At 30.4% G+C, this 19,784-nt stretch carries 19 protein-coding genes; 15 read left to right on the top strand and 4 right to left on the bottom strand.

The genetic code is table 11. The features are described 5' to 3' along the window. Positions 1–78: 78 nt before the first annotated feature. Positions 79–447: a YraN family protein gene (locus I6U51_RS20280; RefSeq protein WP_211144385.1), complete on the bottom strand. Its 369-nt coding sequence runs from the start codon at positions 445–447 to the stop codon at positions 79–81. A gap of 419 nt (positions 448–866) precedes the next feature. Here I6U51_RS20280 and I6U51_RS20275 point away from each other — a divergent pair, with 419 nt between their 5' ends. Beyond that, positions 867–2,390, top strand: coding sequence for a YifB family Mg chelatase-like AAA ATPase (locus tag I6U51_RS20275; protein WP_211144384.1), 1,524 nt, complete (start codon positions 867–869; stop codon positions 2,388–2,390). 308 nt (positions 2,391–2,698) lie between these two features. On the opposite strand, the gene I6U51_RS20270 is transcribed toward I6U51_RS20275, so the two are convergent. Then, positions 2,699–3,517: a TIM barrel protein gene (locus I6U51_RS20270; RefSeq protein WP_211144383.1), complete on the bottom strand. Its 819-nt coding sequence runs from the start codon at positions 3,515–3,517 to the stop codon at positions 2,699–2,701. Between the two features lie 20 nt (positions 3,518–3,537). Then, a complete protein-coding gene (locus I6U51_RS20265) occupies positions 3,538–4,341 on the bottom strand; it encodes an MBL fold metallo-hydrolase (RefSeq protein WP_211144382.1) in 804 nt (267 codons plus the stop codon). 342 nt (positions 4,342–4,683) lie between these two features. On the opposite strand from I6U51_RS20265, the gene dprA reads away from it, so the two are divergent. From dprA to I6U51_RS20215, 10 genes are all read left to right on the top strand, one after another. Further along, the gene (gene dprA, locus I6U51_RS20260; protein WP_211144381.1) at positions 4,684–5,772 is read left to right on the top strand and encodes a DNA-processing protein DprA; all 1,089 of its coding nucleotides are present in this window, start codon (positions 4,684–4,686) and stop codon (positions 5,770–5,772) included. A gap of 262 nt (positions 5,773–6,034) precedes the next feature. Then, a complete protein-coding gene (gene topA / locus I6U51_RS20255) occupies positions 6,035–8,173 on the top strand; it encodes a type I DNA topoisomerase (protein WP_211144380.1) in 2,139 nt (712 codons plus the stop codon). 255 nt (positions 8,174–8,428) lie between these two features. Next, positions 8,429–9,205 (top strand): GTP-sensing pleiotropic transcriptional regulator CodY, encoded by a 777-nt coding sequence (codY, locus tag I6U51_RS20250; protein WP_211144379.1) that lies wholly within the window; start codon positions 8,429–8,431, stop codon positions 9,203–9,205. A 390-nt stretch (positions 9,206–9,595) separates the two neighbouring features. Further along, positions 9,596–10,297, top strand: a complete 702-nt coding sequence (rpsB, locus tag I6U51_RS20245) for a 30S ribosomal protein S2 (protein WP_211144378.1) — start codon at positions 9,596–9,598, stop codon at positions 10,295–10,297. Between the two features lie 70 nt (positions 10,298–10,367). Continuing rightward, positions 10,368–11,288 (top strand): translation elongation factor Ts, encoded by a 921-nt coding sequence (gene tsf / locus I6U51_RS20240; protein WP_211144377.1) that lies wholly within the window; start codon positions 10,368–10,370, stop codon positions 11,286–11,288. An 87-nt stretch (positions 11,289–11,375) separates the two neighbouring features. Further along, positions 11,376–12,089: a UMP kinase gene (pyrH, locus tag I6U51_RS20235; protein WP_211144376.1), complete on the top strand. Its 714-nt coding sequence runs from the start codon at positions 11,376–11,378 to the stop codon at positions 12,087–12,089. Positions 12,090–12,118: 29 nt separating this feature from the next. After that, on the top strand, positions 12,119–12,676 hold the full coding sequence (frr, locus tag I6U51_RS20230; RefSeq protein WP_211144375.1) for a ribosome recycling factor: 558 nt from the start codon (positions 12,119–12,121) through the stop codon (positions 12,674–12,676). An 81-nt stretch (positions 12,677–12,757) separates the two neighbouring features. Continuing rightward, on the top strand, positions 12,758–13,525 hold the full coding sequence (gene uppS / locus I6U51_RS20225) for an undecaprenyl pyrophosphate synthase (protein ID WP_211144374.1): 768 nt from the start codon (positions 12,758–12,760) through the stop codon (positions 13,523–13,525). Between the two features lie 23 nt (positions 13,526–13,548). Next, on the top strand, positions 13,549–14,346 hold the full coding sequence (locus tag I6U51_RS20220) for a phosphatidate cytidylyltransferase (protein WP_211144373.1): 798 nt from the start codon (positions 13,549–13,551) through the stop codon (positions 14,344–14,346). Positions 14,347–14,476: 130 nt separating this feature from the next. Beyond that, a complete protein-coding gene (locus tag I6U51_RS20215) occupies positions 14,477–14,791 on the top strand; it encodes a spore coat protein (RefSeq protein ID WP_211144372.1) in 315 nt (104 codons plus the stop codon). Between the two features lie 41 nt (positions 14,792–14,832). Here the strand turns inward: I6U51_RS20215 and I6U51_RS20210 are convergent, their stop codons facing one another. Further along, complete coding sequence (locus I6U51_RS20210) at positions 14,833–14,976, bottom strand: hypothetical protein (RefSeq protein WP_211144371.1); 144 nt, start codon at positions 14,974–14,976, stop codon at positions 14,833–14,835. A gap of 739 nt (positions 14,977–15,715) precedes the next feature. Here I6U51_RS20210 and I6U51_RS20205 point away from each other — a divergent pair. The 4 genes from I6U51_RS20205 to rimP all read left to right on the top strand — a co-directional run bounded on the left by I6U51_RS20205 (position 15,716) and on the right by rimP (position 19,783). Then, entirely contained in the window at positions 15,716–16,873 is a 1,158-nt protein-coding gene (locus tag I6U51_RS20205; protein ID WP_211144370.1) for a 1-deoxy-D-xylulose-5-phosphate reductoisomerase, read from the top strand. A 33-nt stretch (positions 16,874–16,906) separates the two neighbouring features. Beyond that, on the top strand, positions 16,907–17,917 hold the full coding sequence (rseP, locus tag I6U51_RS20200; protein WP_211144369.1) for an RIP metalloprotease RseP: 1,011 nt from the start codon (positions 16,907–16,909) through the stop codon (positions 17,915–17,917). Between the two features lie 84 nt (positions 17,918–18,001). Beyond that, a complete protein-coding gene (ispG, locus tag I6U51_RS20195; protein WP_211144368.1) occupies positions 18,002–19,051 on the top strand; it encodes a flavodoxin-dependent (E)-4-hydroxy-3-methylbut-2-enyl-diphosphate synthase in 1,050 nt (349 codons plus the stop codon). Between the two features lie 267 nt (positions 19,052–19,318). Beyond that, positions 19,319–19,783 (top strand): ribosome maturation factor RimP, encoded by a 465-nt coding sequence (gene rimP / locus I6U51_RS20190; protein WP_211144367.1) that lies wholly within the window; start codon positions 19,319–19,321, stop codon positions 19,781–19,783. Position 19,784 lies beyond the last annotated feature (1 nt).

Raw genomic sequence — 19,784 nt, 5'->3', positions numbered from 1 at the left:
CTCATATAATCTTAATACTCAATATTATAATTAAAGCTAAGCCTACTTGGTTTAGCCTTATATAAACATAGAAGAAAATTATATTTGGAAAGCATCTTTTATAAGCCTAATGGACGGAGTATTATTGGAATTATTTAATATGATTTCTATAACATCAAATCTAAAGTTAAACTTAAAAAGTTTTTTTCTCATTATATAAGCTTCAGCAGTTTTATAAATTCTTCTTTGTTTTGAATAATTTACTGCTTCACAGGGGCTTCCATATATGGAGCCATATCGAGTTTTTACCTCAATAAAACAGATATAATCTCCATCCCTTCCTATTATATCTATTTCACCGATTTTACATCTAAAGTTTCTATCTAGCACTGTATATCCGACTTGCCTTAGATAAGTTTCAGCAATCTCTTCGCCCAGGGATCCTATATCCTTGTTAAAAGAATGCATAAATTCTCTCCTTTCATTAAGATTACTATCTTATATGTATATTTTAATGAATTAAACACAATATGTAAATGATTTCCTTAAATGTAAATTTTATATTTTTAGTTAGATATTTTATATGATAGCTACCGAATCTAATACCCTTTCTTAATAGGATGAAGAGAAAGAGTTGATGTTGTGCTATTAGGTAAAGATTTTTAAGCTTCATAATGGGGTTAAAATCCTATGTGAAGTCAAGAAATCTGTTGCAGATGTACGAAATACTAATATGTTTTAATTTTAGCAATATTAATTTAATTTGTAAATACGATATGTATTAAGGGAAAATCATATTATAGGTTATTTTTATAATGATGGGGCCTTTGTGGGATTTTATGTATATAAACTATTTTAAATGTCAAAGCTTTAACAGAGGTGATATTATGGCAGTAAAAATTAAAGCTGCTACTTTTACAGGAATAGAAGGTGTTATGGTTTCTGTAGAGGTTGACATTGAAAGAGGATTACCCTGTTTTAATATTGTAGGACTTGCAGATATGTCTGTTAAAGAATCAAAAGAAAGGGTAAGGGCAGCTATAGTAAATTCTGGCTTTGAATTTCCTATAAATAGAATAATAATAAACCTTGCCCCGGCAGATGTAAAAAAAGTAGGATCATTATTTGATTTACCTATTGCTATAGGAATACTAATAGCTACAGAGCAAATAAGTTTTGATGATGCAAATGATTTCTTGATAATTGGAGAATTATCTCTTTCTGGTGATCTTAAAGGAGTTAAAGGAGTATTGCCTATTGGAATAGAAAGCAAAAATAATAATATAAACAATTTTATTATTCCTATGGAAAATGCTAAAGAATCTTCAATTATAAATGGAGCCAAAATATATCCTTTTGAAAATTTAAAAGAAGTAGTTTCATATATTAAATATAGAGATTTAATGCCCTACTATTGTAAAAAGCAAAAATATAAAATTGAGAACAGATTGGATTTTGAGGATGTAGTAGGACAAGAAAGTTGTAAAAGAGCTGTAGAGGTAGCAGCAGCAGGCAACCATAATATAGCTATGATTGGGCCACCAGGAAGCGGGAAAACCATGATAGCGCAAAGAATACCAACTATTTTACCTCCTTTAAGCTACGATGAGGCTTTAGAGGTAACTAAAATTTACAGTGTATCTGGGAATTTAGAAAAAAATAAAGGACTTATTTACGAAAGGCCTTTTAGGAACCCTCATCACACTACTACCACCACTGCTCTAGTAGGTGGCGGTAGAAATTTAATGCCAGGAGAGGTTTCTTTAGCGCAAAATGGGGTGCTGTTTTTAGATGAGGTTTTAGAATTTAAAAAAAGCGTTTTAGAAGTATTAAGACAGCCTATGGAAGATAGAAATATTAAAATAAGCAGGATGACTGGAGCGGTGACTTATCCAAGCAATTTTATGGCTGTTATTTCTACTAATCCATGCCAGTGCGGCTTTTATGGTTCTATGAAACAGTGCACCTGCAGTGAATACGAAAGAAGAAGATATATAAGTAAATTATCTGGCCCACTGCTCGATAGAATAGATTTATTCACATTTGTAAACACTCTTTCCTATGAGGAACTTCAAGCTAAATCTAAAGGCACAGCGGAATCATCAAAAAATATCCGATTAAGAGTTGAAAAAGCCAGGAAGATACAAAAAAATAGGTTTAAAAATGAAAAAATATATTGTAATTCACAGATGGATAGCAGACTTATAAAGAAGTATTGTAAGATAAATAGCAAAACCAATAAAATTATAGAAAAGATTTATAATAGATATAACCTAAGTACTAGAGCATACAGTAGAATACTAAAAGTATCTAGAACTATCGCTGATTTAAATGGAAGAGAATCTATACAAGAAGGTGATATTATAGAAGCACTTCAGTATAGAAGATTTTTAAACGAAAAGATTATTTAGGCACAGTCACCAATGAACTGTGCCTAAATATTTATTTACTTAATAGGAAATACAACTTTTAATAAGATAAACAGAGTTCTTGGCATCAGATGGAGTTTTAATTCCATCTGATGCTTAGAAATCGTTATCCAGGGACGTAGCCGCTCTTTACTCCCACTTTGAGAAAAGCAGATATCCCAAATCTGTGATTTGGTGATAGTCGCTTTCACAGAGTGCGGGGGAGTATTAGAGCGGGTAGTCATCGGATAAAAGTATGTTATATTTCTATGAATATTTTGATAAGTTTTTTTGAATATGAAAAGAGTCTACTATAGCTTTTCATAGGTTTCTTTTAATAAAAGCGAATCTTTCTCAAGTATAGGACTTTCACATATTATACATCCTTTTACATCAAAATCTTTCAAAGCTTTTAGACAATCAACAAATTTAAAATCACTTTCAAGAAAAGGGAGGTGATTTCGCTCTCCTTTTATACTATAATTTATTCCAGACATATGCATGTGTAAATCTTTTAATGCTGATTCGCCTAACTCCTGCTGTATGAAATTTAGGATTTCAGCGAAATCATCATAGCTTTTTAAGCTTCCATTATACCTTGCATGTATATGAGAAAAGTCTATACACAATTTACAGCTAGGAACTTCTTTGCAAATAGAAACTAGCTCTTCAAGACTTCCAAACTGAGTCCCTTTTCCTGTAGTTTCTAATCTATAGTCAACTCCATTATAAGGCAGTTTAAGAAGATTTTCCTTTATAGTATTGTATGTTTCTTCCTTAGAGTCTTTTAAATAATAACCAGCATGGAAAATTAGACTTTTCCCACCAACCTTTGAAATACCATCACTGCCTTTTAGTATTCTTTCTATAGATTGTGATTGCTTATCTTCTTCATCGGCATTTAAATTGATATAATAAGAACCATGGGCTGAAAGATAGAAGTCATTTTCTAATTTTGCAGCTAATATCAAATCTTTATTTTTTTCAGTAACGTTAACTGAACGTACAAATGGAAGCTCCATTGCGTCCAGGCCTATAGATCTTAAATAACTAATAGCAGAAATATAATTAAATTTTTGTGAACCATCTCCAATTGGAATACCAGATATTCCAAATAACAGCTTATCCATTATAAATCCTCCTTTCAAAACTAAAGATATAATGTTTCTAAATCATTTGGTACGATAATGTTTCCATCAAAGAATTGCCTGCCTTCCTCAGAATAAAGTTTCTTTCGTTTTGGCAAATTTTTATCCTCGGTGTGAATTAAAATTATATTTTTTACATTTAATTTTGATGCATTTTCACAGGCATCCTTTACTGTAGAGTGAAACTTTTCATAAGGCTTAAATAGTTCTTTCTGTGAATATAAACAAAAAGCTTCGTGGATAAGATAATCTACACCACAGCTGTAGTTATACAATTTACCATTATAAGGTTCATCACCTAAAAAAGTAAGGGTTTTTCCATTAATTAAATTTGTAGTAAAGCCAAATTGAAGCTGTTTATTACTCTTAATATCAAAGAAATTTATATTCCAATCTATTATTTTTCTAGAAGAATTATCCGAAATTTCTTCGAAAAATACCCTATTATCGATATATTGAGTAAACTTTTTTTGAAGCAGCAAGTTACTTATTGTTCTAATTATACTGACCACTTCTTTATGACAGTAAATATACAAATTACCTTCATAATTACCATTTAATATCTGTTGAGCAACAGCTCTAATTATCCATACTATTCCGGTGATGTGATCATTATGGCTGTGAGATATAAAAACATTATGAATTTTACTCACGGATATATCAGCCTTTTCTAAGTTTGAAAGTATAGTGTTTCCCCCACCTGTATCTACAAGAAAGTGTTCATCTCCATTAGACAGGGTAAAACATGTATTGTAACATTTAGTAACCATAGCAGATCCAGTACCTAGTATAACTATTTTTTCCACAATCAAATCTCCCTTCATGTAGTAAATATTACAAATCTATAAGTTAATTTTAATAAACAAATAATAATATAACATAGAAATAAATATAAAACTACAATATTTGTTTTTGTATATTTAATCTATAAAATAAATTGAATAAAAGTAGGAAATTCTGACAAGAATTTTAAGCATCTGAAAGATAATAAATCAAAAGTTATAGCATACTTTACCACTGATAAGTAAATATAGTTTGGAGATATTTTATTATCAGTGGGGTTATTGATGCAGTAGGTCGCAAATTTGACATACTGACTTATTGTTTCTGAATATGTATGATATAACATATTCAAGAAAGGAGAAAAAATGGACATATATGATTTATGGTTTTGCTCAGTAAATTTATCAAACAAAATTAAGTTAAGTTTAATTGAGAATTTTAATAGTTTAGAAGAAATATGGTACTATAGCAATTATGAGGGAAAAAATATAGATATAAGTATGGAGCATGAAAAGATTAAATATTATTTAAAAAAGGCATGGAATAAAAGGTCATTAGAAGATTCGATGAAAGTAATTAAAGATAAAGGCATTGATAGTATAAATTTTTATAATAATAAATATCCAAATAAATTAAAAAATCAAATAGATGCACCTTCAGTATTATTTTATAAAGGTAACATAGAAAGACTTAATAAAAATTTAAGCGTGGGAATTATAGGGGCCAGAAATTGTAGTATTTATGGCAGAAATGCAGCAACTATTATAAGTAAGGAGATTTCTGCTCATAATATAAATATTATAAGTGGAATGGCAAGAGGAATTGATGCTTGTGCACATAGAGCCTCGGTGGAAAGTAAAGGTTACACTTGCGCAGTATTAGGCTCAGGGATTGATGTAGTGTATCCTAGAGAAAATAAAAAGTTATACGATGATATATTAGAAGATGGATGTGTGATTTCGGAATTTCTGCCAGGGACAATGCCCCTTAGTCGTAATTTCCCTATAAGAAATAGAATTATTAGTGGGTTAAGTGATTTAATAATTGTTGTAGAAGCAGCAGAAAAGAGTGGCTCTTTAATTACAGCAGGATTAGCACTAGAACAAGGAAAAGATATAGTAGCAGTACCTGGTTCTATTTTTTCAGAGATAAGCAAAGGAACTAATAAACTAATTAGAGATGGAGCATATCCTTTTACAAATTTTGAAGATTTATTTCAAATTTTAAATATTCAGTATAGAGCAAATAATAAGACGAATTCCTTGAAAAAAAGCGGCTTGCAAAGACAAATTTATAATATTTTAACTAATGAACCTATACATGTAGATGATATATTTAAAAGAACAAATATTGACATAAAACAATTATATGAGGTATTATTTGAATTGCAGCTTGAAGATGAAATATTATGTCTTCCAGGAAACTATTATGTAAAAGTAGAAAGTAAGATTTGACTAACTTAATATGTAAAGTAAAACTTAAATTTAGTCATATTATTTTTGCTCAGCAAATGTATCTAAAAACTTAGTGGAGATTATATCATATGTAAATAAGGTTCAAGCACTAGTATTATGAGCTATGATATAAAATAAGGTATATTTGTTTAAATGAAGAATAGTATTTAGTAAATGTAAAGAAAATATATAATAGTACAACTAGTTCAAAATAAGGGGGTGCAAACACTTCGGTAAAATTTATTATTTACTGGAGTACGTAATGGGACAAAAATTAGTTATAGTTGAATCACCAGCAAAGGCAAAAACCATAGGAAAATATTTAGGTAAGAATTATGTAGTAGAAGCATCTATGGGACATGTAAGAGATCTTCCTAAAAGTCAATTAGGAGTTGATATAGATAATGAATACAATCCTAAATATATAACTATAAGAGGTAAGGGAGAATTATTAGATAAATTAAAAAAAGAAGCTAAGAAAAGTGAAAAGGTATACCTGGCAACGGACCCTGATAGGGAAGGAGAAGCGATTTCATGGCATTTAGCACATATACTTAAGCTAAATGAAGAAGATAAATGTAGAATAGAATTTCATGAAATCACCAAAAATGCAATAAAAAGTGCTATAAAAGAGCCAAGAGAAATAAACATTAATTTGGTAAATGCTCAACAAGCTAGAAGAGTTTTAGACAGACTAGTTGGTTATAAGATTAGTCCTATACTTTGGAGAAAGGTAAAATGGGGGCTAAGTGCAGGAAGAGTTCAATCCGTTGCATTAAGAATGATATGTGATAGAGAAAAAGAAATATTAGACTTTATCCCTAAGGAGTATTGGACAGTTGAATGTGCACTTCATAAGGGAGATTCTAAAAAAACTTTTAATGTCAGACTTACTACTTTAGGTAAGAAAAAAATTGAAATTAGCAATAAAGAAGAAGTAGATAAAATAATAAAAGAACTAGAAAATGGGGAATTTATAGTAAAGAGTATTAAAAGGACTTCTAAAAATAAAAATCCTTTACCACCTTTTACTACAAGTACTCTACAACAAGATGCTTATAAGAAAATGAATTTTGCAACAAAACGAACTATGTCAATTGCACAACAACTATATGAAGGTATAGATATAAAAGGATTTGGAACAGTGGGTCTTATCACATATATGAGAACGGACTCTGTAAGAATATCCACAGAAGCGCAAGAATCTTGTAAAAACTTTATAATAGATCAGTATGGAGATGGATATGTTCCTAAAGAACCAAGAAACTATAAAGGCAAAAAAAATGCTCAGGATGCTCATGAAGCTATAAGACCAACTCATGTGGAGATTACTCCTGAAATTGCTAAAGCTAGCTTAAAGGATGAGCAGTATAAACTGTATTCTTTAATTTGGAATAGATTTGTTGCAAGTCAAATGTCTTCATGTATAATGGATGTTACATCAATAAACATAGCAAATGGAGACTATGGTCTTAAGGCTAGTGGATCTATAGTTAAATTTGATGGCTTTATGAAGGTATATGAATACTCAACTGATGAGGAAAAAGAGGATATCAATTTACCTGAGCTAACCGAAGATGAAAAGCTTATAAAAAAATCTATAGATGGAAAACAACACTTTACTCAGCCACCTGCTAGATTTTCGGAGGCAAGTCTTGTTAAGACATTGGAAGAAAATGGAATAGGAAGACCAAGTACTTATGCGCCTATTATATCTACATTATTAGAAAGAAAGTATGTTGAAAGAGAAAAGAAAACTTTAAAGCCAACAGAACTTGGAGATATAGTAAATAACATAGTCAGTGAGTATTTTAAACAGATAGTTGATCTTGAGTTTACAGCTGAAATGGAAGAAAAATTAGATAATGTAGAAGATGGAAATGCAAATTGGAATGAAATTGTAGGGCAATTTTTTACACCTTTAAAAGATGCAATAGAGATAGCAGAAAGAGAAGTAGCTAAGATAACGATAGAAGATAAGGTTACAGATATAGAGTGCGAGAAGTGTGGAAGAAATATGGTTATTAAACACGGAAGGTTTGGCGACTTTCTTGCATGCCCAGGTTATCCTGACTGTAAAAATACAAAGCCATTAGTAGAAGAATTAGAAGTTAAATGTCCAAAGTGCGCTGGAAATATATTAGTAAAAAAGAGTAAAAAAGGAAGAAAATTTTATGGATGTAGTAATTATCCAGATTGTGACTTTGTAAGTTGGTTCGAACCAGCAGCAGAAAAGTGTTCAGTTTGCGGTAGTATGATGGTAAAGAAATATAGCAAGTCTAAAGGAAATTACTTGGAATGCACAAATGCTGAGTGTAAGAATGTGGAATACAAAGTAGAGGGAGAAAATATAAATAATTCTGTAAATGACATCGAAAATGTTAACAATAATAAAGGATAAAGGAAATATATCAAAAAATATTAATAAATATGTCGAATATTACAAAATTACTGTTGAAATGTACTTGCTATTATGTTATTATAATTAAAGAATAAGAAATAATTCTAAATATTTCAAAAAGTCTAAATTGTTGGTACAATAATCTTACTTATTTTTGACAATAATAATTAAAAAGGAATGTATGAACTTTATAATACTGTTTGATTTGTGAATTTGAGTTATTTATATAAAAGATAATGTTAAGGAGGAGTGCAAATGTCATCGTTATTAAATAAAACAAGAATGTTAAATAAGATACTGCAAAAGACAGGAACTGAGCCAGTAGTTTTTGATGATATATGTAAATTGTTAAGCGAGGTACTAAACTGCAATGTTTATATAATAAGCAGAAGAGGAAAGATATTAGGTTTCAATCTTTCTTCAGGATTTGAATGTGACACAGTTAAAGATAAAGTTTTAAATGAGATGAGATTCCCAGAGAGTTATAATAATAAGTTATTAAATATTCATGAAACTCTTTCAAATTTAACAAATCAAGGTGATTGTGTATTCGATGAAGACAAATCATGTGGTATTGAGAATAAGTTAACTACAATTGTTCCGATTATTGGTAATAGAGAAAGATTAGGAACTTTATTAATTGCTAGATTCGATGAGCAATTTACGGATGAGGATTTAGTATTATCAGAATATAGTGCTACGATTATTGGACTTGAGATATTAAGAGCTAAGCATGATGAAATAGAGGAAGATGCTAGAAAAAAAGCTGTTGTACAACTTGCAATAGGTACTCTTTCTTATTCAGAATTAGAAGCTGTAGAACATATATTTAATGAATTAGATGGAAGCGAGGGATTACTTGTAGCATCTAAAATAGCGGATAAAGTTGGTATTACAAGATCAGTAATTGTAAATGCACTAAGAAAATTCGAAAGTGCTGGAGTTATTGAATCAAGATCATTAGGTATGAAAGGTACTCATATAAGAATACTTAATGAAAAGTTACTTGATGAATTAAAGAAAATAAAGTAGTGTAAGTGGAGAATTATCTAATTCTCCATTTTTATTTTTAAAGTTATAAAAGTGAAACTTGAATTATATTAAGACTATTATACCAGATAGCTATCAGATAAAGATGTAATTTAAATAGAACTTTAATAGTAAATTATTTTTGTTCATAGTATAAATTTGTAAAATTTAGATGATAATAATCATTAGAGCTTAATATCGTAAATTTTATACATGAAATATTTTTAAATTTATTTATATAAATTAAAAATTGTTGTTGAATAGCATTAATTCATATGATATACTACAAAAGGTAGAAAAATACACACACTACCCAATTTATAAAATGGTGCCGAATAAGGTATTTTATAGATATGACGGTAGTGGAGGGAAAACCTAGGAGGGAAAAATATTATGTCAGTTATTTCAATGAAACAATTATTAGAAGCAGGTGTTCATTTCGGACATCAAACAAGAAGATGGAACCCTAAAATGGCTCCTTATATCTTCACAGAAAGAAACGGAATCTACATAATCGATTTACAAAAAACTGTTAAAAAAGTTGAAGAAGCTTATGATTTTGTAAGATCAGTTTCAGTAGAAGGAAAAGATGTACTTTTCGTAGGAACTAAAAAGCAAGCTCAAGAAGCTATTGGAGAAGAATCAGTAAGATCAGGAATGCACTTCGTTAACAATAGATGGTTAGGTGGAATGCTAACAAACTTTACAACAATCAAAGCAAGAATAAAAAAATTAGAAGAATTAGAAGCTATGGAAGCAGATGGAACTTTTGAAGTTCTTCCAAAGAAAGAAGTTATAAAGCTTAAGAATGAAAAAGAAAAATTAGAAAAGAACTTAGGCGGAATTAAAGAAATGGATGCAAACAACATTGGAGCATTATTTGTTGTTGACCCAAGAAAAGAAAAAAATGCTATATCAGAAGCTAAAATTCTTGGAATTCCAGTAGTAGCTATAGTTGACACTAACTGTGACCCAGATGAAGTTGATTATGTTATACCTGGAAATGATGATGCAATAAGAGCTGTAAAATTAATAACAGCTAAAATTGCTGATGCTATAATTGAAGGAAGACAAGGCGAACAATTAGCTGAATAATTTAATTAGGGTAGATGAAGATATTTCTTCATTTACCTTTTAAATTAAGTTTTAATAGGAGGAATATACTATGATTACTGCACAGATGGTAAAGGAATTAAGAGAAAGAACTGGAGCAGGCATGATGGACTGCAAAAAGGCTTTAAACGAAGTTAATGGAGATACAGAAAAGGCTATAGAATTATTAAGAGAAAAAGGATTAGCAGCTGCAGCTAAAAAAGCTGGAAGAGTAGCAGCAGAAGGATTAGTTAAAACATACATTTCTGAAAATGGAAAAGTTGCTTCAATAGTTGAAGTTAACTGTGAAACAGATTTCGTTTCAGCTAATGAAGCTTTTGTTGAATTAGCTGATAATGCTGCAAAACAAGCAGCAAATTCAAACGCTAAAACTGTAGAAGAATTAGTTGAAGAAAAGTACATAGCAGATGAAAACATAACAGTTAAAGATGCTGTAACTGCATTAATTGCAAAGCTTGGCGAAAACATGGCTGTTAGAAGATTTGAAAAATTAGTTGTTGAAAATGGAACAATTGAAAGCTATATTCACGGCGGCGGAAGAATTGGTGTTCTTGTTAAAGTTGAGTGTGAAAAAGAAAGCCCAGTTCTAAAAGAAGTTGCTAAAGATGTAGCTATGCAAGTTGCTGCAACTAACCCTTTATTCTTAAACAGAGATGCTGTAGACAATGAATCACTTGAAAAAGAAAAAGAAATCTACAGAGTTCAAGCTTTAAATGAAGGAAAACCTGAAAAGATAGTTGATAAAATGGTTGTAGGAAGAGTTCAAAAATACTATAAAGAAAACTGTTTAGTTGAACAGGTTTGGGTAAGAAACCCAGATTTAACTATTGAGAAATACCTTCAGGAAAAATCAAAAGAAGTTGGAGCACCAATAACAATTGCTGCTTATGCAAGATTTGAAAAAGGCGAAGGAATCGAAAAGAAAGAAGAAAACTTTGCTGAAGAAGTTCAAAAGCAGATGCAAGGTAAATAGTAACTGAAAAGAGGACACTGCGTGTTCTCTTTTTTTAAGGTATAAACCTTAATATATGTAATTTATGACAATTTGGAGGTATAATATATGTATAATGCTAAATACAAGAGAGTCATGTTAAAGCTATCAGGAGAGGCTTTAGCAGGAGAAAAGGGATATGGTATAGACTTTGATGTTACTAAAAAGATAGCAGCACAGATAAAAGAACTAGTAGATATGGGTGTAGAAGTAGGTGCTGTAGTTGGCGGTGGAAACATATGGAGAGGCAGAAGTGGAGAAGAAATGGATAGGACTACTGCTGATTATATGGGTATGATGGCTACATGTATAAATGCTTTAGCACTTCAAGATTCCCTTGAAAATATCGGAGTTAATACAAGAGTTCAAACTGCTATAGAAATGAAAGAAGTAGCAGAGCCTTTTATTAGAAGAAGAGCAATGAGACATTTGGAGAAAAACAGGGTTGTAATATTTGGAGCAGGTACTGGAAATCCTTATTTTTCAACAGATACAGCAGCAGCATTGAGAGCTGCAGAGATTGAGGCTGAAGTTATACTTCTTGCTAAGAAAGTTGATGGAGTTTATGATAGAGATCCTCATAAATATAGTGATGCTAAGAAATTTGATAAGCTAAATTACATTGAGGTACTAGAAAAAGGACTTCAAGTTATGGATTCCACAGCAACATCATTATGTATGGACAATAACATCCCTATTTTAGTATTTGGCTTAGATAACCCAGAAAACATAAGAAAAGCGGTATTAGGTGAGCCGATTGGAACTTTAGTTTGTAAGCAGTAAAAATAAATTTATAAGGAGGTATTTTTTCAATGATTAAAGACATTTTAAAATCAGCGGATGAAAGAATGAATAAGACTATATCAGTATTAAAGAATGAATTAGCTTCAATGAAGGCAGGAAGAGCTACTCCAGCAATGCTAGACAGAATAGAAGCTGAATACTATGGAGCAATGACACCATTAAATCAATTAGCGAACATATCTGTTCCTGAATCAAGAATACTTGCGATTCAACCTTGGGATAGAAGTTCAATAAAAGCTATTGAAAAAGCTATATTAAAGTCAGATCTTGGAATTAACCCTTCAAATGATGGAGAAGTTATAAGACTTATTATTCCAGAGCTTACTGAAGAAACAAGAAAAAATATAGTTAAAAATGTGAAAAAGCTTGGTGAAGATTCAAAGGTTGCCATAAGAGGAATAAGAAGAGATTGTAATGAAAAAATAAAGGCTTTAAAGAAGGAAAGCGAAGTATCTGAAGACGAAATAAAAAAAGCTGAAGATGATATTCAAAAGAAAACAGATAACTTCATCAAAGAAATAGATAAGATGGTTGAAGTTAAAGAGAAAGAAATTATGTCAATATAATTTTGAATTTTAAACCTGCGAATTCGCAGGTTTTTATTAACAAATGAAGGATTTAATATAAATTATGAATGGAGAGTACATATGTTAAATTTTTTCCGTTTAAAAAAAGAGAATAAAGCTGCCGGTGAAGATATACATATAGACTTAGATAATATACCACAGCATATTGCTATAATAATGGATGGCAATGGAAGATGGGCGAAGGAAAGAATGCTTCCAAGAACTATGGGACATAAAGCAGGAGTTGAAGCTATAAGGGGAATTGTAAAAGAATGCAGCAGTTTGGGTATAAAATACTTAACACTATATGCATTTTCAACGGAAAATTGGAAAAGATCCAATGAAGAAGTAAGTGCTCTTATGAATTTATTAGTTCAATATTTAAGAAATGAATTTAAGGAATTAAATGAAAATAATGTTATCATAAATCATATAGGAGATATATCAAAGCTTCCACAAGTTTGCCAGCAGGAACTAAAAAATGCCTACGAGAATACAAAAAATAATACAGGCTTAACTTTGAACTTAGCACTAAACTATGGTGGAAGAGACGAAATTCTTCGTGCTGTTAAGAATATATATGAAGATATTAAAGATGGAAAAATAAGAGAAGAAAATATAGATGAAAACACTATAGCAAGTCATTTGGATACAAAAGGAATGCCAGATCCGGACATAATAATAAGACCAAGTGGAGAACAAAGGCTTAGCAACTTTTTACTTTGGCAGTGTGCTTATTCTGAGTTCTGGTACTCTAATATAAAGTGGCCTGACTTTAAAAAGGAACATTTGCATAAAGCGATTTATGATTTCCAAAATAGAGATAGAAGATTTGGAGGCGTGAAGTAAAATTATTGCTAGGAGATGGTTAGATGAATAATAGATATATAGGAGCATTAATTCTTGCACCTTTTATTATATTTTTATTTTTAGGTGGCATATACCTAAAATATGGTATTATGATTTTGTCTCTATTAGGAATGTATGAATTCTACAAAGTGGTAAAATCTAAAAATATTCAGCCAATAACTGTGGCGGGATATTTACTATGTATAGTTTACTATATAACGCTAAATAAAACTATTGATTATAGAATAAGTTTTTTCCTTTTAATAATTACTGTTTTTATAATTATGTGTATTCCTGTATTAGATACTGACTATAATTTTATTGATATATCCATTACAATATTAGCATTTTTATATGTGGCTGTGTTCTTTAGCTTTATTGTTTTGGTTAATAACAAGACTTATGGAAACTATTTGGTTTGGTTAATATTTATATCATCATGGCTCTGTGATACTACGGCTTATTATACAGGAAAAGCTTTTGGAAAGAGAAAATTATGTCCTAAAGTAAGCCCGAAAAAGACTATAGAAGGGTCTATGGGGGGAATGCTTGGAAGCACAATAGCTTGTGGAGTATTTGGCTATGTGATTAATTCCAGTGGAGTTTCTATACCGCTTTATCACTTTTTTTTAATAGGAGCAACTTGTGGGGTATTCTGCCAATTTGGAGATCTTACTGCTTCATCTATAAAAAGGTATATTGGAGTTAAAGACTACAGTAATCTAATTCCAGGTCACGGAGGAATACTAGATAGATTTGATAGTATATTATTTGCCTCTGTCGTTGTATACTATTATATAACTTTCGTTATAGGAATTTAATATTTAGAATCATAAAAAGACTGAAAGGCTTTATTGATATTGCTTTTGAGTCTTTTTATAGTTTCACTTTATTCCCATGGATATTTAAGTATTTACTGAGAAAAATAATTTATGTGGGAGGTGAAATGATATGTCGTGGTTAGATGATCTATTTGGAGTAGATGATACCTCTAATAGTGGGACTAATCTTAATGATAAGGATATAGCTATAGATATGCTCACTTCATCAAAAACTAGAATAAGAATATTAGCTAAAGCGGCAGTTGAAGCTACCAATCCTCAATTGAGACAGATTCTTAGTTGTGAGTTAACTAATAGTATCAATGAACATTTTAAATTATCAGATATGGCAGTAAACAAACAATGGTATAATGCTTTTGCAGATCCGGTGCAGCAAATACAGCAAGACGTAACTGAAGTTCAAAATCTTTCACAAAATCAATAGATATATCTAAAGGAGCCTTTTTATTGCTCCTTTTTATAATTCTATTCAATATCATTTATATACTCAATAATATTCCAAAACTCTTCCCAATCTAGACCAACTTCACCGCAAATCTGCACATCAGAATAGCCTTTGTCTAGTAATTGTTTTACTATTTCTATGTTATCATTCAACTTTATAATCATTGACTTATAGTTTATTTAAGTCAATGAACTCACCTCACTTTCTTTTATAAATTAAACTGCAATTAATATATAAGTATAGTGTTGAATATAATACTATAAAGCAATAATATTAAGAGGTATTGTAAATTTAAATTACAAAAAAATAAGTTCTAATCTAATTCTATTGATTAGTATGTATAGTTTTTACTATAATAAAACATTATTTTAAACTTTTATTTTTAATAGTTAAGATAATGTTTCTATGTTGTCCTATTTGTAATTTGTTATGCAATAATAATATACTTAATAATAATGTTAACAATTTAATTGATAACATTTGTTAATAGTGTATGCTTTAGAAAATAAGTTGACAAATATAGATTATTTGCATATTTTATAGGCAATATAACTGCTTACTTTATTTTGGAAGATAAATATGTTATAGTTAATCATGCTATGGAATTTATATCTAAGTATAGGGTTTTTGTTATAAGAAAAAAATAGAAGATATTATATAGAGAGAAATTGTTAACACAAAATTTATGAAGGATAGGCTTGAAGTCTATCTACTGTTTATTATATTATCTCTTTATATAGTATTAAATTTTTGGATTTAAGTTCTATTATATGTAATTGTTATAAAAGAAAATTTAAGACACTAAAGCTTAAGGCATCTTTAAAAAATAATTAATCAGTATGCTGGTCTATTTTGGCTTGTTATTTTCTTTCAGATGCCTAATCAGAATTAGGAGATGTTTAAATGAGAAAAGTTTCAATACTTGGTGCCACAGGTTCTATAGGAACCCAAACACTTGATGTCATAAGAAAAGAAAAGGATAGATTTCAACTTACTGCTATTTCTGCAAATAGTAGCTGGAAAAAGGTCATAGATATAATCAATGAATTCAATCCGACTTATGTTGTATTAACAGAAGAAAAAGCTTATAGAGAAGTTAAAGAGTATTGTTCTAATATAGGCAAAAACACAAAAATACTCTTTGGTATGAAGGGACTAAATACAATAGCAAGTTTGCCGGAGGTAGATATAGTAGTAACTTCAGTGGTTGGAATGATAGGGTTAGTGCCTACAATTACTGCAATTAAATCAGGAAAAGATATAGCTTTAGCAAATAAGGAAACATTGGTTACTGGTGGGAAACTTGTTATGTCAGAAGCTAAAAAACATAATGTCAAAATACTTCCTGTAGATTCAGAGCATGGAGCTATATTTCAATGCTTACAAGGGAATGAAAAATCTTCAGTAAACAAAATACTGCTTACGGCTTCAGGAGGACCATTCAGAGGGAAAAAAGAATATGAACTATCTGAAGTTACGGTAGATGAAGCTTTAAAGCACCCAAGATGGAATATGGGTAAAAAGATATCTATAGATTCTGCCACTTTAATGAATAAAGGTCTTGAAGTAATAGAAGCCCACTTTCTATTTGATATAGATTATGATCAGATTGAAGTTGTAGTTCACCCTGAAAGTGTAATACATTCTATGGTAGAATATATTGATGGAAGCGTAATAGCGCAGATGGGAAGCACAGATATGAAACTTCCTATACAATATGCACTTAATTATCCTGAAAGAAAAAATGCTGTTGTGGAAAAATTAGATTTTTACAAAATGGGAACTTTAACCTTTGAAAAACCAGATATGGATACATTTAAGCCATTAAAGCTTGCGTACGAAGCAGGTAAGGCTGGGGGTACAATGCCGGCAATATTAAATGCAGCAAATGAATGTGCGGTAGATTTGTTTTTGAATAAAAGAATTAAATTTTTACAAATAGGCAATATATTAGAGATGTGTATGGATAAGTTTACTATACAGCAAAACTATACTTTAGAAGATATATTACAACTAGATAGTAAAGTAAAAAGCTATGTTAACGAAAATTTTGGTAAATAGAATTAATTTTAGTTCGGTTGGGAGGAATAACGTTTGTATATTATAATGGCTATCATAGCCTTTGGAGTATTAATTATAATTCATGAATTAGGCCATTTTACATTAGCAAAATTAAATGGAGTAAAAGTAGAAGAGTTTGCTATAGGAATGGGACCAAAGCTTTTCGGGGTAAAAGGAAAGGAAACAACATACTCAATAAAACTATTGCCAATAGGTGGATACGTAAAAATGTTAGGAGATGAAGGGGAAAGTACAGACCCTAGAGCTTTTAACAACAAAAGACCACTACAAAAGTTGAGCATTGTAATTGCAGGTCCTATAATGAACTTTATACTTGGAATAGTCTTATTTGCATCTTTAGCTGGGTTAAGAGGATATGCATCTCCAGAAGTGAGCAAGGTAATTCCAAATCAGCCAGCAGATGTGATGGGGATTAAAGCTGGAGACAAGATAGTAAAAATAAATGGATCTAAGGTTTCAACCTGGGAGGATTTTCAAACAGGAGTGTATATGGCTAATGGAAAGCCAATTGATATAGCATACATTCGCAACGGTGAAACAAAAACTGTAAAAGTTGCACCAGTTAAAGATCCGAACGAAAACAGATACATAGTTGGCGTATATCCAACTGCAGTTGAAAAACCTACAGTTTCACAATCTGTAACTTATGGATTTATAGAGACTAACTCCTTAGTAAAACAAACCTTTAGTTTCTTTAAAACATTATTTAAAGGTAATGCATCTATGAATGATGTAGGTGGACCGCTGACAATAATTAAAGTTTCAGGGGCAGCAGCTAAGGCTGGGATATTAAGTCTAATGGCTTTTGCAGCATATATAAGCGTACAATTAGCCATATTTAATATTATACCTTTTCCAGCTTTAGATGGAGGATATATACTGTTATTTTTATTTGAAATAATTACAGGTAAAAAGGTTGATGAGAATAAGGTAGGGTTGATAAATTATGTAGGATTTGCTATTCTGATGGCTTTGATGGTATTAGTAACAATAAAAGATATATTATATCCTATTAAATTTTAATTCATAATAAATAATTGGGAATTGGAAATTGTATGATTCGATTTTTAATTCCTAACTTCCAATTTTTTTAGGGAGATGAAATAAGTGAAAAGAGTAAAAACTAAAAAGATAAAGCTTGGAAATATACATATTGGTGGAGATTCAAAAATAGCAGTACAGTCTATGACTAATACAGATACAAGAAATGTAAAGGAAACTATTGCACAGATACATAAGCTTCAAGAAGCGGGCTGTGATATAATAAGATGTGCTGTTCCTGATATGGAAGCCGGTAATGCAATAAAAGAAATAGTAAATAACATAAATATTCCACTAGTTGCAGATATTCATTTTGATTACAGATTAGCTCTGACATCTATTGAAAATGGTGTATCAGCACTTAGAATTAATCCAGGTAATATAGGAAGTATAGATAGGGTAAAAGAAGTAGCTAAAGCAGCTAAAGATAAAAATATACCAATAAGAATAGGCGTGAACTCAGGTTCTTTAAAAAAAGAGATATTAGATAAGTATGGTAAAGTGTGCCCAGAAGCTTTAGTAGAGAGTGCGTTAGAACATGTTAGAATACTAGAAAACGTAAATTATGATGATATAGTCATATCTATTAAGTCTTCAAATGTTATGCAAATGATAGATAGCTATAGAATGATCTCAAAAGTTGTAGATTATCCTCTTCATTTAGGAGTTACCGAGGCTGGTACAATATGGCGAGGAACAATTAAATCAAGTGTGGGAATAGGTGCGCTACTCAGTGAAGGTATAGGAGATACTATAAGAATATCTCTAACAGGAGATCCCGTGGAGGAAATAAAAGTTGGCAGAGAAATTTTAAAATCCCTTGGATATTTAAATGAAGGAATAGAGTTTATATCATGTCCTACTTGCGGAAGAACACAAATAGATTTAATCAATATAGCAGAAGAAGTGGAAAGAAGACTTATAAATTATAATAAAAACTTGAAGGTTGCAGTAATGGGATGTGTAGTGAATGGCCCAGGAGAAGCAAGAGAAGCTGATATAGGAATAGCTGGAGGAAATGGTGAAGGGCTTATTTTTAAAAAAGGCAAGATAGTCAAAAAAGTTAGGGAAGAAGAATTAGTTGACGAATTGATAGAACAAATAAAGAATATGTAATTAAAATATTCGTATTTTCCTTTAGATACCTTAAGCCATTTTTTAACTTTTTCTTGAAATAATTAATGTAGTATGTTAAAATGGATTTAGCAAATCTACAGAAGTATGTTAACTGTTGTAAAGAGTGGGTACCGGCCCGCTCTTTCTATTTTTAAAAAACGCAGCTTATGTTGCGTTTTTAAATTAGCGTAATATTTTATGCAATTTTTTTATAAAAAGTCATTTTTTATTGTAAATTGCAGAATATATAGATAAGGAGGGATTGAAATGAATAAAAATGCTTTAATAGATAAACTTATGGAACTAGTTAGGCCAATAGTGGAAGAGTTGAATTATGAACTTTATCATTTAGAATATGTAAAAGAAGGTCAAGAAAATTATTTGAGAATATATATAGAAAAAGAAGATGGTGGAATATCACTAGAAGACTGTGAAAAAGTAAGTAGAGCTGTAAGTGATATGCTAGATGTAGAAGATCCTATAGCTGAGGCATATTATCTAGAAGTTTCATCACCAGGAATGGAAAGGGTTTTACATACAGATAAACATTTAGAAAGATATATTGGAAGTAGTGTTTTAGTAAAGATATCTGGATTATTAAATGGAAAGAAAAAATTTGAAGGCGAGCTTTTAGGATTTAACTCTCAGGAACTAAAGATAAAATACCAGGATGAAGATCTTTCTATTCCAAGAGATAAGATTTCAATTGTAAGTCTTAGATTCGAACTTTAAG

The sequence above is a fragment of the Clostridium aciditolerans genome, from assembly GCF_016316925.1.
GTDB lineage: Bacteria > Bacillota > Clostridia > Clostridiales > Clostridiaceae > Clostridium_AM > Clostridium_AM aciditolerans.
The sequence above is the reverse complement of the archived record's forward strand: the minus strand, read 5'-3'. Positions and strand labels throughout refer to the sequence as shown.

Coding starts and splice junctions, on each gene's coding strand:
- I6U51_RS20280 (WP_211144385.1), bottom strand. CDS start 447: ATGCATTCTTTTAACAAGGATATAGGATCCCTGGGCGAAGAGATTGCT.
- I6U51_RS20275 (WP_211144384.1), top strand. CDS start 867: ATGGCAGTAAAAATTAAAGCTGCTACTTTTACAGGAATAGAAGGTGTT.
- I6U51_RS20270 (WP_211144383.1), bottom strand. CDS start 3,517: ATGGATAAGCTGTTATTTGGAATATCTGGTATTCCAATTGGAGATGGT.
- dprA (WP_211144381.1), top strand. CDS start 4,684: ATGGACATATATGATTTATGGTTTTGCTCAGTAAATTTATCAAACAAA.
- topA (WP_211144380.1), top strand. CDS start 6,035: ATGGGACAAAAATTAGTTATAGTTGAATCACCAGCAAAGGCAAAAACC.
- codY (WP_211144379.1), top strand. CDS start 8,429: ATGTCATCGTTATTAAATAAAACAAGAATGTTAAATAAGATACTGCAA.
- rpsB (WP_211144378.1), top strand. CDS start 9,596: ATGTCAGTTATTTCAATGAAACAATTATTAGAAGCAGGTGTTCATTTC.
- tsf (WP_211144377.1), top strand. CDS start 10,368: ATGATTACTGCACAGATGGTAAAGGAATTAAGAGAAAGAACTGGAGCA.
- pyrH (WP_211144376.1), top strand. CDS start 11,376: ATGTATAATGCTAAATACAAGAGAGTCATGTTAAAGCTATCAGGAGAG.
- frr (WP_211144375.1), top strand. CDS start 12,119: ATGATTAAAGACATTTTAAAATCAGCGGATGAAAGAATGAATAAGACT.
- uppS (WP_211144374.1), top strand. CDS start 12,758: ATGTTAAATTTTTTCCGTTTAAAAAAAGAGAATAAAGCTGCCGGTGAA.
- I6U51_RS20220 (WP_211144373.1), top strand. CDS start 13,549: ATGAATAATAGATATATAGGAGCATTAATTCTTGCACCTTTTATTATA.
- I6U51_RS20215 (WP_211144372.1), top strand. CDS start 14,477: ATGTCGTGGTTAGATGATCTATTTGGAGTAGATGATACCTCTAATAGT.
- I6U51_RS20210 (WP_211144371.1), bottom strand. CDS start 14,976: ATGATTATAAAGTTGAATGATAACATAGAAATAGTAAAACAATTACTA.
- I6U51_RS20205 (WP_211144370.1), top strand. CDS start 15,716: ATGAGAAAAGTTTCAATACTTGGTGCCACAGGTTCTATAGGAACCCAA.
- rimP (WP_211144367.1), top strand. CDS start 19,319: ATGAATAAAAATGCTTTAATAGATAAACTTATGGAACTAGTTAGGCCA.